The sequence below is a fragment of the Mesorhizobium sp. Primo-A genome, assembly GCF_003997175.1.
Classification (GTDB): Bacteria; Pseudomonadota; Alphaproteobacteria; order Rhizobiales; family Rhizobiaceae; genus Mesorhizobium; species Mesorhizobium ciceri.
Genome location: NZ_RZTG01000002.1, coordinates 535,934 through 550,225 on the forward strand (window position 1 = coordinate 535,934; position 14,292 = coordinate 550,225).

Annotated in this window: 12 protein-coding genes; 7 read left to right on the forward strand and 5 right to left on the reverse strand. The window is 62.6% G+C overall.

Going from position 1 to position 14,292, the window contains the following annotated elements; translation table 11 throughout:
• Positions 1–177: 177 nt before the first annotated feature.
• The 3 genes from folD (at position 178) to EOC83_RS05295 (ending at position 4,139) form a co-directional block, all read left to right on the forward strand.
• Complete coding sequence (gene folD, locus EOC83_RS05285) at positions 178–1,077, forward strand: bifunctional methylenetetrahydrofolate dehydrogenase/methenyltetrahydrofolate cyclohydrolase FolD (protein WP_063170063.1); 900 nt, start codon at positions 178–180, stop codon at positions 1,075–1,077.
• 56 nt (positions 1,078–1,133) lie between these two features.
• Positions 1,134–2,096, forward strand: coding sequence for a GlxA family transcriptional regulator (locus tag EOC83_RS05290; protein ID WP_013530232.1), 963 nt, complete (start codon positions 1,134–1,136; stop codon positions 2,094–2,096).
• Between the two features lie 378 nt (positions 2,097–2,474).
• Positions 2,475–4,139 (forward strand): VWA domain-containing protein, encoded by a 1,665-nt coding sequence (locus EOC83_RS05295; protein WP_063170064.1) that lies wholly within the window; start codon positions 2,475–2,477, stop codon positions 4,137–4,139.
• A gap of 68 nt (positions 4,140–4,207) precedes the next feature.
• Here the strand turns inward: EOC83_RS05295 and edd are convergent, their stop codons facing one another.
• From edd to zwf, 3 genes are all read right to left on the reverse strand, one after another.
• Positions 4,208–6,031 (reverse strand): phosphogluconate dehydratase, encoded by a 1,824-nt coding sequence (edd, locus tag EOC83_RS05300; protein WP_063170065.1) that lies wholly within the window; start codon positions 6,029–6,031, stop codon positions 4,208–4,210.
• A 72-nt stretch (positions 6,032–6,103) separates the two neighbouring features.
• Complete coding sequence (gene pgl, locus EOC83_RS05305) at positions 6,104–6,820, reverse strand: 6-phosphogluconolactonase (protein ID WP_063170066.1); 717 nt, start codon at positions 6,818–6,820, stop codon at positions 6,104–6,106.
• Complete coding sequence (zwf, locus tag EOC83_RS05310) at positions 6,802–8,271, reverse strand: glucose-6-phosphate dehydrogenase (RefSeq protein ID WP_013530236.1); 1,470 nt, start codon at positions 8,269–8,271, stop codon at positions 6,802–6,804. Before zwf ends, pgl begins: the two co-directional genes overlap by 19 nt.
• Before the next feature lie 315 nt (positions 8,272–8,586).
• On the opposite strand from zwf, the gene EOC83_RS32745 reads away from it, so the two are divergent.
• From EOC83_RS32745 to EOC83_RS05335, 4 genes are all read left to right on the forward strand, one after another.
• Complete coding sequence (locus EOC83_RS32745; protein WP_027162287.1) at positions 8,587–9,333, forward strand: SDR family oxidoreductase; 747 nt, start codon at positions 8,587–8,589, stop codon at positions 9,331–9,333.
• A gap of 488 nt (positions 9,334–9,821) precedes the next feature.
• Positions 9,822–10,100 carry an RHS domain-containing protein gene (locus EOC83_RS32750; protein WP_063170067.1) on the forward strand — a complete coding sequence of 93 codons (279 nt, stop codon included), beginning with the start codon at positions 9,822–9,824 and terminating at the stop codon, positions 10,098–10,100.
• Between the two features lie 516 nt (positions 10,101–10,616).
• Positions 10,617–10,940 (forward strand): hypothetical protein, encoded by a 324-nt coding sequence (locus tag EOC83_RS05330; RefSeq protein ID WP_127224236.1) that lies wholly within the window; start codon positions 10,617–10,619, stop codon positions 10,938–10,940.
• 62 nt (positions 10,941–11,002) lie between these two features.
• Positions 11,003–11,857, forward strand: coding sequence for a hypothetical protein (locus EOC83_RS05335; protein WP_063170068.1), 855 nt, complete (start codon positions 11,003–11,005; stop codon positions 11,855–11,857).
• Between the two features lie 3 nt (positions 11,858–11,860).
• Here EOC83_RS05335 and EOC83_RS05340 read toward each other — a convergent pair whose 3' ends face one another.
• On the reverse strand, positions 11,861–12,712 hold the full coding sequence (locus EOC83_RS05340) for an SH3 domain-containing protein (RefSeq protein ID WP_027162286.1): 852 nt from the start codon (positions 12,710–12,712) through the stop codon (positions 11,861–11,863).
• Positions 12,713–12,974: 262 nt separating this feature from the next.
• Complete coding sequence (locus tag EOC83_RS05345) at positions 12,975–14,261, reverse strand: FAD-binding oxidoreductase (protein WP_063170069.1); 1,287 nt, start codon at positions 14,259–14,261, stop codon at positions 12,975–12,977.
• Positions 14,262–14,292: the final 31 nt, after the last annotated feature.

Below are 14,292 nucleotides of genomic sequence, written 5' to 3' on the forward strand. Positions count from 1 at the left end.
ACAAAAATCTGCGCGGTGCCGTACAAAAACATGCCGGTTTCGCGTAAACGGCATGGGACGGCGCTTTGGCGGGATTGCATGTTGGATTTTTCGTGAAGATGCCACGCTGTGAAAGATCGAAAAGCGCGTCGCTTCCGGAAGCGACGCGCTTGGGCATTCTGGTGTTGAGGGTGGTCCATGGCTGAAGTGATTGATGGCAAGAGCGTTGCCGGGGACGTTGTGGGGACGGTCAAGACCCTGACGGCTGAACTTGTCGCCAAGGGCAAGGCCAAGCCCGGTCTTGCCGTGGTCATCGTCGGCGAGGATCCGGCCAGCCAGGTCTATGTCGCGTCCAAGTCGCGCACCGCCAAGGAATGCGGCTTTCATTCCGTCCAGCATACGCTGCCGGCCGAAACCTCCGAAGAGGCATTGCTGAAGATCATCGGCGACCTCAACGCCGATCCGGCCATCAATGGCATCCTCGTGCAGCTTCCTCTGCCGGCCCACATTGACGCCGGCAAGATCATCCAGACCATCGCGCCGGAAAAGGATGTCGACGGCTTCCACTTCATCAATGTCGGCAAGCTCGGCACCGGTGAACTCGAAACAGCGTTCGTGCCTTGCACGCCGGCCGGCTCGATGCTTCTGATCGAGCGGGTGCGCGGCAAGGACCTGTCCGGCCTCAACGCAGTCGTCGTCGGCCGCTCCAACATCGTCGGCAAGCCGATGGCCAACCTGCTGCTTGCCGCCAACTGCACCGTCACCATCGCCCACAGCCGCACCAGGGATCTGCCGGCCTTGGCCCGCACCGCCGATATCCTTGTCGCGGCCGTCGGCAGGCCGGAGATGATCAGGGGTGATTGGGTGAAGCCAGGCGCCACCGTCATCGATGTCGGCATCAACCGCATCCCGGCGCCGGAAAAGGGCGAGGGCAAGTCCCGCCTCGTCGGCGATGTCGCCTATGCCGAAGCGGCCAGGGCCGCCAGCGCCATCACACCGGTGCCCGGCGGTGTCGGCCCCATGACCATTGCCATGCTGATGGCCAATACGTTAGCCTCCGCCTACCTTTCGGCCGGATTGAAACGGCCGTCCTTCTGACCCGCCAGAAAGCTGCAGCTTTGCCGAACCCCAGTGTTCCCTCAGAACGGCCGGTCATGACTGACCCCGTTCAAGGCGGCCGGCAGTTCGCATTCCTGCTGGTAGACAAGTTCTCCATGTTCTCGCTGGCTGCCGCGATCGATACGTTCCGGTCGGCGAACCGGTTGCTTGGCCGCGACTTCTACGGTTGGACCACGGTGTCGGCCGATGGCGATCCGGTGATGGCTTCCAATGGCCTGCCGCTCAAGATCGACTACGCCGTTGCCGACCTGCCGCCGGTCGATATCCTTTTCGTCTCGGTCGGGCTGACGACCGAATTCCCCGGCAAGAGCAAGGTGCTGGCGGCTTTGCGAAGCTGGGGCCGGCGCGGCAATGCGCTGGGTGCCCTGTCGGTCGGGTCCTACCTGCTGGCCGAGGCCGGCCAGCTCGAAGGCTATCGCTGCACCATCCATTGGGAAAACCGCGCCGGCTTCGTCGAGCGATTCCCCGACATCAACTGCACCGGCAACGTCTTCGAGATCGATCGCAAGCGCTACACCTGTGCCGGCGGCACCACTTCGATCGACCTGATGCTGGAGATCGTGCGCGGCGATTTCGGCTCGAACCTGGCCAATGGCGTCGCCAACCAGTTCCAGCACGAACGCATCCGCTCGGCCGGCGACCGTCAGCGCGTCGGACCCGAACGCGACCTGACCGGCAAGTCGGAGAAGCTCAGGCGCATCGTCGAACTGATGGCCGACCACCTCGACGAGCCGCTGTCGGCGGTACAGCTGGCCAAATCCGCCGGCCTTTCGGTGCGCCAGGTCGAGCGCCTGTTCCTGCGCCATCTCAGCGTCACGCCCGGCCGTTACTATATGCGATTGCGGCTGGAGCGGGCGCGCGAACTGCTGCGCCAGACCAACATGCCGATCCTCGACGTGGCGATCGCGACGGGCTTCACCTCGCATTCCTACTTCGCCCAGAGCTACCGGCTGCAATTCGGCAGGCCGCCTTCGGAAGAACGCCGCACGACTTACTAAGCTGGTTTTCGTTTTCGTTGAAAGTTCGGCATTCGGCCCGGCGCATCGGGCCAAGGCCATGAATTCGGGTTAATGGGTTCTTTCGGAGCCTTCGCCGCGCGTAGGCTGACGGGTGCAACAAACGAAAAACCCGCCTATTGCGGCGGGTCACCGGCGCAAATCAGCACCATAGCCAAATATGTACCTTAGCTGAGGTCATGGTGTCAAGAAAAAATTCCTATTACCGGGTAAAAGGCTGCCGACACCGCCGAACTGGCTGTCGTCAGGATTTTTGTTAAGCTGGGTCCGCAGCCCTGCGCACCGGGCGCCCGGACTTGTGTCCCGGCGCCGCGTCAAATAGCTTGCCGCCCGGATCAGGGGCGGATTTAGGAGATTTCGATGGCGGGACTTGCACGGGGCGTCGCTGCGGCGATCCTCCTTTTGTCGATGACGACGTTCGGCTTCGCCGCAAACAAGGTCATCATCATTCTCGATGCGTCCGGCTCGATGTGGGCGCAGATCGACGGCAGGCCCAAGCTCGAAATCGCCCGCGAGTCGCTTCGAACCGTGCTTCAATCGGTCCCCACCGACGACGAGATCGGCTTCATGGCCTATGGCCACCGTGAAAAGGGCAGCTGCGACGACATCCAGCTGATCGTGCCGCCGCAGGCAGGTTCGGGCAGCGCCATTTCGGCCGCCGCCGACAGCCTGAAATTCCTCGGCAAGACGCCGCTGACGGCGGCGGTCAAACAGGCGGCCGAGGCGCTGAAATACACCGAGGACAAGGCGACGGTCGTGCTCATCACCGACGGGCTCGAAACATGCGGCGGTGACCCCTGCGCGCTTGGTAAGGAGCTCGAGGCATCCGGCGTCGACTTCACCGCCGATGTCGTCGGCTTCGGCCTGACCGCCGACGAGGGCAAGCAGATCGCCTGCCTCGCCGACAACACCGGCGGCAAATACATCCAGGCCTCCGACGAGAAGGCGCTGCAGGAGGCGCTTGCCGAGACCGTGGCAGCACCAGCGCCGGCTCCTGAACCGGCTCCGGCACCTGCGCCGGCACCCGCGCCCGAGCCGGCCAAACCGGACTTCAATTTCCTGCCGATAGCGGTGCTTGCCGAGGGCGGCGATCCCGTCACTGACGGCAACGCCTGGGAGATCTACAAGGCGAAACCCGACGGTACGCGCGGCGACTACGTCAGCACCGAATACGGCGCCTACAAGGCCAATCTGGAACCGGGCGACTATATCGTCGTGGCCAGCGACGGCCAGGCCAAGACCGAGCAGAAAGTCAAGATCGAGGCGGGCCAAGTCTACGCGCCTCTCTTCAACTTGAATGCCGGCACGCTCATCATCCATCCGCGACCGAGCGAGGGGGCAGATGTCGTCGATGGCGCGGCTATCGTCATCGATTATCCGGGTGCTGACATGCCCGCCACCTTCTATGGGACCACGAAAGCCGTGTTGCCGGCCGGCGACGAGAAAGTGACGGTCACGATCGGCCAGGGGGTGGCTACCGAAACGATTCCGCTGGCTGCCGGCAAGACCGTGGAAAAGAACATGATTGTCGGTGTCGGCCATGTCGTTGCCAATGCTTATTATGCTGCCGGCGGCGACAAGGCGGACGGTTCAGGCATCGGCTTCAAGGTGCTCAAGGCAAAAAAGAAGATCGATGGAACCAGGGACGAGGTGACCTATGCCTACGGACCCGACAGCAAATTCGATCTGCCGGCCGATGACTATGTCTTGATTGCGACGGTTGATCTCGCCGTTGTCGAGCAGCCGTTCACCGTCAAGGTCGGCGAATTTCAGGATCTGAAAATCGCAATGAATGCCGGCGTGCTGGCGATCACCGCGCCGGGAGCCTCGAAGATCGAGATTTTCGAGGCCAAGAAGGACATCAACGGCAACCGCAAGTCGCTTGGCTATGCATTCGACCAGAAGTACCAGGCAGCGATCCCGGCGGGCGACTATGCCGTCGTCTCGGAGAAATCCGACAACAGTTCGAAAGAAGGCAACGTGACGGTCAAGGCCGGCGAGCGAGCTGAGCTAACCGTGCAATAGAATCGTATGCACAACCGCAAGAGGGCGGCCAAGTGCCGCCCCTTTTCATGGGTTGCGCAGAACTGCCGTCAGGCCGTGCCGAAGGCGCTGGCGCCATGATCGGCGCGGCCGACCAATTGCCGGAAGCCGGCAAACAGCTCGCGGCCGAAACCGAACTCGTTGCCGATGAGGTCGGCATCCGCCGTCCGGCGCAGCGCGAAATCGCCGGCCGGCACCAGCACTTCCAGCGTGCCGGCATCGGCGTCGAGCCGGATGATGTCGCCTTCGTGGATCCTGGCGATAGGACCCTCCTCGACCGCTTCCGGTGTGACATGGATCGCCGCCGGCACCTTGCCGGAGGCGCCCGACATGCGCCCGTCGGTGACCAGCGCCACGCGCTGGCCGCGATCCTGCAGGATGCCGAGCACGGTGGTCAGCTTGTGCAGTTCCGGCATGCCGTTGGCCTTCGGCCCCTGGAAGCGGATGACGGCGATGAAGTCGCCGGTCAGCGTGCCTGCCTTGAACGCATCGTTCAGCCCTTGCTGGCTGTCGAAGACCCTGGCCGGCGCCTCGATGATACGCCGCTCCGGCTTCACCGCGGAAGTCTTGATGACGGCGTGGCCGAGATTGCCTGACAGCACCTTCAGGCCACCGGTCGCCTGGAACGCCTTGTTGAAAGGCGCCAGCACCTTTTCGTCGCCGCTTGTCCGCGGCGAGGCTTCGCGCACCACGCCTCCGTCGGCGCCGAGCTTTGCCTCGACCGCATAGGGCCGCAGGCCTTCGCCCCACACCGTCTGCACATCCTCATGCAGGATGCCTTCGTCGAGCAGTTCGCGGATCAGGAAGCCGAGCCCGCCGGCGGCGTGGAAATGGTTCACGTCGGCGAGGCCGTTCGGATAGACCCGCGCCAGCAGCGGCACCGCTTCCGACAGGTCGGAAATATCCTGCCATGTGATGGCGATGCCGGCCGCCGCCGCCATGGCGATCAGGTGGATGGTGTGATTGGTCGAGCCGCCGGTGGCATGCAGGCCGACGACGCCGTTGACGATCGAGCGCTCGTCGATCATCCGCCCGACGGGCGTATAGGCGTTGCCAAGCGCAGTAATCGCCAGCGCCCGCTTGGTCGCCTCGCGGGTCAAAGCCTCGCGCAGCGGCGTGCCTGGATTGACGAAGGACGCGCCCGGCGTGTGCAGGCCCATGATCTCCATCAGCATCTGGTTGGAATTCGCCGTGCCGTAGAAGGTGCAGGTGCCCGGTCCATGGTAAGATTTGGACTCGGCCTCCAGCAGTTCGGCGCGTCCGGCCTTGCCCTCGGCGTAGAGCTGGCGGACCTTGGCCTTTTCGTCATTGGGCAGGCCTGATGTCATCGGTCCGGCCGGAATGAACACCGCCGGCAGATGGCCGAAGGTGAGGGCGGCGATCACCAGCCCCGGCACGATCTTGTCACAGACGCCGAGATAGACGGCGGCGTCGAACATGTTGTGCGACAGGCCGATCGCGGCGGCCATGGCGATGACATCGCGCGAAAACAGCGACAGCTCCATGCCGGGCTGGCCCTGGGTGACGCCGTCGCACATCGCCGGCACGCCGCCTGCCACCTGGGCGATGCCGCCGGCTTTGCGGGCTGCATCCTTGATCAGCGCGGGGAAGCTCTCGAACGGCTGATGCGCCGACAGCATGTCGTTATAGGAGGTGATGATGCCGAGGTTCGGCACCTTGTCGGCGCCCAGCGCGAGCTTTTCCGAGGGGCTGCACACCGCAAAGCCGTGAGCGAGGTTGCCGCACGACAAAACGGCCCGGTTGGCGGTGCGGTTCGACGCCTCGGCGATGCGGCCGAGATAACGCTCGCGGCCGGGCTTAGAGCGCTGGCGGATGCGTTCGGTAATGGCTTCGATGTCGCGTCTGGCGGTCATGGTGTCGGTCCTTTCAGGCGAGGTCCCGGAAACATCCTCCCGCCGTTTGCCGGGACCGGTGTAAATCGAGAATCAGGGTGCCCAGAAAACCTCTACGGGCTTTTGCGCTGCGTCGAGCACGGCGCGGATTGGCTTTCGCGGCCCGGGCGCCACCGCGCCGTCGAAGGCGATACGCTTGTCCTCACCCTCGATGTGCAGCGCGATGAAGCCGGCTTCGACGATGCGGGCCAGCGACAGGGTCAGCCGCGGCTCGCCCGCACTTGCCGCATGAACCGGCAGCACGATCCTGTCGGAAGACGGGTCGAGCAGCGTTGCCAGGTCGGCGGCATCGGGAAAGAACGAGGCGGTGTGGCCGTCCGGCCCCATGCCGAGCACGACGACATCGAGCGGCCAGGGCAAGGATCGGAGCGCTGCATCGTCGGACGAGGCCGCATCCTCGATGCTGGTGGCTTCGTGATAGAGCGGCACGAAACGAGCCGCCTTGGCCGCGTTCTGCAACAGATTGGCGGCCACCAGCCCGGCATTGGAGCGTGGCGAGGAGGCCGGCACGAAACGCTCGTCGACCAGCGTCACGATCACCTTGTCCCAGGCGATGGGTATCGCTGAAAGGGCGGCGAAGAATTTTGCCGGCGTGGTGCCGCCGGAGACGGCGAGCAACCCCGTGCCGCGCTCGGCGATCGCCTTGGTCAGTCTGCCTGCAACATGGCCGGCAAGGGCTGCCGCCAGTTCCTGGCGCCCGCTGAAGCCGTTCCAGCTGTAGGCGGCGCTGTTCAATTGCTCTCGTGCCATGTCCGCCCGTCACGTTCGATCAGCGCTATCGAGGCCGATGGACCCCAGGTGCCCGCCGTGTAGCCCTGCGCCTCCTGCCTGGCACTTTCCCAGGCATTCTGGATCGGGTCGATCCATTTCCACGCCGCCTCGACTTCGTCACGGCGCATGAACAGGGTCTGGTTGCCACGGATGACGTCCATGATCAGCCGCTCATAGGCGTCCGGTGCGCGGCCGTCGAAGGACTGCGCGAAACTCATGTCGAGCGAAATCTGGCGCAGCCGCATGCCGCCCGGGCCCGGATCCTTGATCATGATGAACTGCTTGACGCCTTCGTCCGGCTGCAGCCGGATGACAAGCTGGTTGGCGAAGATCGGTCCGGCGCTGTCGCCGAAGATCGAATGCGGGATCGGCTTGAATTCGATGACGATTTCCGAAACCCGCGTCGCCAGCCGTTTGCCGGTACGCAGATAGAACGGAACGCCCGACCAGCGCCAATTGCCGATCTCGGCCTTGATGGCGACGAAGGTCTCGGTGTTGCTGTCCTTGCCGAGTTCCTCGACATAGCCTTTCACCGGTCCGCCGGCCGAAGCCCCGGCGCGATACTGCCCGCGCACGGTGTGCTTCGGCGCTTCGTTGCCGTTGATGCGCTTCAGTGCCCGCAGCACCTTCAGCTTTTCGTCGCGCACGGCGTCGGCATCCATCGACGACGGCGCTTCCATGGCGACGAGGCACAAGAGCTGCAGCATATGGTTCTGCACCATGTCGCGCAGCGCGCCGGCCTTGTCGTAATAGGTGACGCGGTCCTCCAGGCCGACGGTCTCGGCCACGGTGATCTGGACATGGTCGATATGGGCTGAATTCCACAACGGTTCGTAGAGCGCGTTGGCAAAGCGCAGCGCCATCAGGTTCTGCACCGTCTCCTTGCCGAGATAATGGTCGATGCGGAAGATCTGGCTTTCGTGGAAGTCGTCGCCGACCAGGTCGTTGAGCTTGCGTGCCGAATCGAGATCGCGGCCGATCGGCTTTTCCAGCACGATGCGCGAGTTCGGCGTGATCAGATTGTGCTCTTTCAGCTTGTGCGAGATGTCGCCGAACAGCGCCGGCGCCACCGCCAGGTAGAAGGCGCGGATGCGGTCGCTGTCGCCGATCGCCTTCTTGAGCTTGTCGAAGCCGGCGCCGCTCGTCGCATCGGCGGAGACGTAGGACAGCCGCGCCAGAAAGGTCTTCAGTTCCTTGGCGTCGATGTCGGCCGGTTTGACGTGGTCCGAGATCGCCTGCTTGGCGAAGGCCTGGAATTCTTCGTCGCTCATCTTCGAGCGCGAGGTGCCGATGATGCGTGTCGGCTCCGAAAACTGATGGTCGCGCTGGCGATAATAGAGCGACGGCAGAAGCTTGCGCTCCGACAGATCGCCGGTGCCGCCGAAAATGATGAAGTCGAAAGGATCGACGGGGATGATCTGGCTGGTCATGGTCTGTCCGCTCTGACGCCGGTCGCTGTGACGCGGCTGATATAATCTAATCGATTTAAATTTTCCAGTGCCATGGTGTCACATCTGGGTGTATGCGCCTGCCCCTTGACAGTCCGATGACCCGGAGGCTTGTCGACAGGCGCGGCACCGGAAGCCTTCGCAGTTGCAGCATAGAGCGGGATCGACGCGAAAGCCAAAGGAGAAATCGGCGATGGCCGCACATCTTTCGAGCAATCCGGCCAGAAGCCACGGGTTCGCGCGGATGTGCGCTATCGGCGCGCCGGTTGATCGTCATCAATCATGAGCGGGAAAAACATGCGTCTGGAAAACAAGGTTGCCGTCATCACCGGTGCTGCGTCCGGTTTTGGCGAGGGCATCGCCAGGCGCTTTGCGCAGGAGGGTGCCAGGGTCGTTGTCGCCGATCTCAACGCCAGGGGCGCGGAGCGCGTCGCCGGCGAGATCGGCGAAGCGGCGATCTGGACCCAGACCGATGTCTCGCTGCGCTCCGAATTCGACGAGATGATCTATGCCGCCAAAAGCGCATTCGGCCGCATCGACATCATGGTCAACAATGCCGGCTACACCCATCGCAACGGCGACATGCTCAATGTCGACGAGGAGACCTTCGACCTGATAACCGCCGTCAACATGAAGGCGATCTATCACGCGGCACTCGCCGTGGTGCCGATCATGGAGCGGCAGGGCGGCGGCGTCATCCTGACCACGGCCTCCACCGCGGGTCTGCGGCCGCGCCCCGGCCTCACCTGGTACAATGCGTCGAAAGGCTGGGCGATCACCGCCACCAAATCGATGGCGGTGGAACTGGCGCCGAAGAACATCCGCGTCAACTGCCTCTGCCCGGTTGCCGGCGAGACCGGCATGCTGGAGAAATTCATGGGCGCCGACACACCCGAAATCCGCGAGAAGTTCCGCGCATCGATCCCGCTCGGCCGGCTCTCGACGCCGCTCGACATCGCCAACGCCGCACTCTGGCTGGCCTCGGACGAAGCCGCCTTCATCACCGGCGTGGCGCTGGAGGTCGACGGCGGACGCTGCATCTGAACGCCTGGGTAGCAGGCCAGGATCTCATCCGCTGCAATACCAGGACAAGCGCAATCTCACGGCAATCGAGGATCAACCCCGCCAACAATGAGACCTACACCTATACGGCCAACGGCTTCATCGAGAATGCCGATGGGCCGTGGGGCAGCCTCACCTATACGATCGACGGTGTCGGCAACATCACCCAGCGCACCGTAACCATTGGTGGCGTCACCTCTATCGATACCTACAGCCTTCAGGGCGGCTCCAACCGGCTGACCGGCATCCTCACCGGCGGCGCACCGAGCCGCGGCTTCCAGTCGGACCTTGCCGGCAACGTCACGCAGGACGCGACCGTCTCGCCGGAGCTCACCAAGACCTACAGCTACAATGCCGCCGGCCAGCTCTCGGGCGCCACCACGAACGGCACGACGGCAGGCGCCTACATCTACGACTACCTGTCGCGGCTGGTCTCGCGCACCATCGCCGCCTCGTCGGCCACGCTGCACATGGTGCACGACCTCGACGGCAATGTAATCGCCGAATATGACGCGTCCGGCGCGCTGGTCACCGAATACATCTGGGTCGAAGGCCGCCCGCTGGCGATGGTCGCCGACGCCGGCATCACGCCGGTGCTCTATTACGTGCTGACTGACCATCTCGAACGGCCGGTCATGATGACCGACCAGGGCCGCAATGTCGTCTGGCAGGCGAGCTATCTACCTTACGGTGAGGTGCGTAGCATCAGTGGCACGGCGACGCTCAACCAGCGCTTCCCCGGCCAATAGTTCCAGATCGAGACGGGGCTCGCCTACAATTGGCACCGCCATTATGATGCTTCCATCGGGCGCTATCTGCAGCCCGATCCGCTCGGTATGCCGAATGGGCCGTCAAGGTGGGCGTATGTCGGCAACAGCCCGCTGATGAAGGTGGATCCGAGCGGGTTGTATTGGGTTCCAGGTCCAGGAGGGAATCGATGGTGGTGTTGGGGTGGCAATCCCTTGGACTGCGTTTTACGTCCCCCCCCCGCAGCCAGGGCCACAATCTTGCCCGATGCCGTCGGAACGGCGTACGACGCCTCCGCCTCCGCCGCCAGCTGGGCCGCCGGATGACGACCCTTGTGAGGAACAGCTTGCCGCTGATGAGGCGCAGTGCCAATTGCTATCCTCGGGGCGTGGTGGCGGGCGCACAACCAAAGCTGGTAGAAATTGGTATGCAGCTTGTATGGCAATAGCCAGTGAAAGATATGCCGCTTGTAGGGCAGGGAAACCCTTGCCGCCGTTTCCAATATGGAAAATGTAGCTATGAAATTTCTATTTCGGGAGAGGCTGGAAGTTTTGAACTCAGATGATTTATTTGAGTTTGGAATAACAAAAATCAATAAAAATAAAAGCGAAGAATATTTATATGAAACAGAGGCAATCTTCATAAGAAACGGGAAAGTAACATCAAGAATAAAGTTGACTGGATTGAGTGAGTTTAAGGTTATAATGAGCTCGTTATCCTATTTTGGGTCAAAATTAAGGGGAATAGCAAAAGATGAATCGATTACTTTTGATTTTGATGGATTAACATTTGACCAATATATACCAATAAACAAAAATTTAAGATTGATTTGGGATGAATGATTTAAAGAAAGATAAACAACGATTGTAGGGTGACAGCACACTTTTATTCTCGATGGTGGACTGTGGTCGAAGAAAATCCCCGTGATTCATCGGCCTCTTGCGAGTGCCAATCCTCCGGCTTCGCCCTCGTCGCTGTCCTTGTCTTCCTCCTCATCGTCTCCGCCATCACCTCGACCTTCGCCCTGACCGCCTGGACGCGGCTCAAGATCGCTTCGAATGAGACCGAAAGCCAGCGGTTCGGCCTGCTCGCCGAAGGCCTGACCAACGTGCTGGCCGCGCGCCTGTCGAGCGCCGGGCCGGACATCGGGTTGCCGCTCAATTTCGAGCCAGTCTCCTGCGTGGTCGGCGATCTGACGGTCGTGATGCGGTTGCAGGGGCATTCGGGCCTGATCGATCTCAACGCCGCCGATCACAATCTGCTTGCCCAGGGTTTCGCTTCGCTCGGCGTCGATCCGGAGATGTCCAACTGGCTTGCGATCGCGGTCGAATATTCCCGCAGCGGCGCCAGCATCTTTGCCGCGGTGGCCACGCAAAAGGTCGAAGTCGTGGGTGGTTTCAAGCATGCACCGTTCGAATCCGTGGCTGAGCTGCAGGACTTTTCCAGGCTGCGCTCGATTTCTTTGCCTGATCTCTACAGCACATTCACGGTCAATTCGCGGCGCGGCGATCTGGTCGTAAGTCGAGCCGGCCCCACGCTGGCCAACTTCGTCAAGGCCGGAACATCGGCAGGTGCAAAGATACCCGAGCAGGCCTTCACGATCGAGGTTTCCGTCAGCCGGCGAGGCTCGGCCATCGTCGGTTCCGCCGGCTATGTCTTCGAAAGCCGTTCGGGCGATCAAGCAAGCCTGCTCCGCACTGCAGCGGTTTTGGGAACGATAGGCGCCAAGATAAGGGGCGTGCCTCACCCAAGGCGGTAGACGTCAGGCGCCGGTCTTGATGTAGCTCTTGTAGATCCAGCCGGTCTTGCCGTTGTAGGTGATCTGGCACCATTTCTTGCAGCTCATCACCTGCACCGAGGTTTTGGCTGGCACCGTACCGATGGCGGCGGCATTTTTCTTCGGGCCGCTTCGCATGGTCACGGCCCTCAGGATGCGTCCTGTTCCGGCGGCTGCGGCTTTCCTTGGCTTCGCCTTGGCCTGGCTGTCATCACCTTCTGCCGCGGGCTCTTGAGCCGGCACTTGCGGTTGCACCTCGGGAATGGCGGCGGTTTGTGCGCCGTCGGGATGGTTGCCCGCGGTTGCGCCGGGCGCGGCTACCTTGGCAAGTTCGGTGGCGGCATCGGTATCGGCTGCCGGCTGCGCGAATGCCGCCGTTTGCTTGTCGGGTGCCTTGTCCGCCACCTGGCTGGGAGCAGTCGAATCGGACGCGGATGCGGCCTTCAGCTGGGAACCGGTCCAGCGCGGGTCATTGGCGGCGAGTGCGGGAATGTTGTCTTGCGCGGCCGCCACAGTTGTTGGAATTGCGTCGGACTTGCGCGCCTGCGGTACGGCTGCCGCAGCGACCGCGGCCCCAACCGGGGTTATTTTCGTCGTCTTCACCGGAACCGTTGGAATGGTCTGTTCGGGGCTCGCTGCCGCTTGCCTGTCGCTGGCCGGCAGCGCCAGCCACAGCGCCACGGCGGCGACGCCAAGCAGTGCGGCGGTGCCGATCGCGGCAATCACCAGATGCGAGTTCGAACGGACTTCCTGCCAGAAGGACGGCCGCATGTCGTATCCGAACTGCATGGCAAAGCGCCGACGTTCCGGCGTACCGAAACTGAAGGGCTCTCTCACTCTTGCCACCTCCATAAGCGGGCCGACGTTCTTTCAATCGGTGCCGGAAGTCCGGCGTCTGATCCGCATCGGTCCCAAAAACAACGCGGGCAGGCCCGCAACAATCCCCGAACAATCGCCCAGAACCGGCAGCTTTCGCCTGCGATTGTGGCATCAGTACGCCAACATAGAGGATTCTGCGCCTTTGCGGGAAATTGCGCAATGCGTCGCACGGGCAACAAATGTTACAACAAATATTACAATATTACATCAGGCCGGCCGGCTAGATCCTGTCGCGCAGCGCAAACCAGTTGAGCGCCAGGAACAGCAGCGGCGTGCGGAAACGCCGGCCGCCAGGGAAAGGCGGGATTTTCAGATCCTCGATCAGCTTCAGCCGGTCGCGGTTGCCGGCAACGGTTTCGGCATAGAGTTTACCGAAGTAGTTCGACAGCATGACGCCGTGGCCGGAATAGCCGCCGGCCGAGATCACATTGGGCATCACTTCGCGCACGAACGGCTTTCTTGGCACCGTGATGCCGACATAGCCGCCCCAGCCATGCGTGATCTCGACATCCCCGAGCGCCGGATAGAGTTCCGCGATCTGGCGACGGATGTGGATGTGGATATCCCGGGGATCGTTGACGCCATAGACCTCGCGTCCGCCAAACAGCAGCCGCCCGTCCTTCGATCTGCGGAAATAGCGCACGACGAAGCGGGAATCGTCGACCGCCTCGCCGCCCCGCAAAACGTTCGAGTCGGCTCCCAGAGGCACGGTCGCGCCGATGAAGGAACCGATCGGCATGACGTGCGCGGCACTCACCGGCTCGAGCGCGCCGCCATAGGCGTTGACCGCGATCAGGCATTTCTGCGCCGTCACCGTGCCTCTCGACGTCGAAACCTTGATCTTGCCGCCACTGGAAATGATGCCGGTTGATTGAGTCCCCTCGAACAGCTGCGCGCCTGCAAGCGCTGCCACCCGCGCTGTGCCGATCACCAGCTTCATCGGATGGATGTGCCCTGTGCCGGTGTCGCGCGTGCCGCCGAAATAGGCGGTCGAGCCCAGCCGCTCCGCCGTCTCCCTGGCATCCATGAACGAGATATGCGGGTAGGAAAAACGGCTCGCCATGATCTCGGCATGCGCCTTGTAGTCATCGACATAGCGCGGCTTGTGCGCCACCGAGAGCTGGCCCGGCATATAGTCGATATCGATCTGGTTGGCGGCAGTGAATTCGAGGAGATGCGCCTTCGCCTCTTCGGCAAGATCAAACAGAGCCTTGGCGCGGAACAAGCCGTACTCGGCCTCCAGGTCTTCGGCCCAGGCGCGCTGGCCGGTGCCAAGTTGGCCACCATTGCGCCCGGAGGCGCCATCACCGAAGCGATACGCCTCGATCAAAACGACATTGGCGCCCGCCTTGGCCAGATGCGCTGCCGCCGACAGGCCGGTAAAGCCGCCGCCGATGACAACGACGTCGCATGTCCGGTCGCCATCCAGCGCCGGGTATTCAGGCCGCGGACCGGCCGTGTCCTCATACCAGGAACGGCCGGGGGAGATCGGGGATTGGTAGGGCATGATGCTCGCAGGGAGTAGGGGAGTAGGGGAG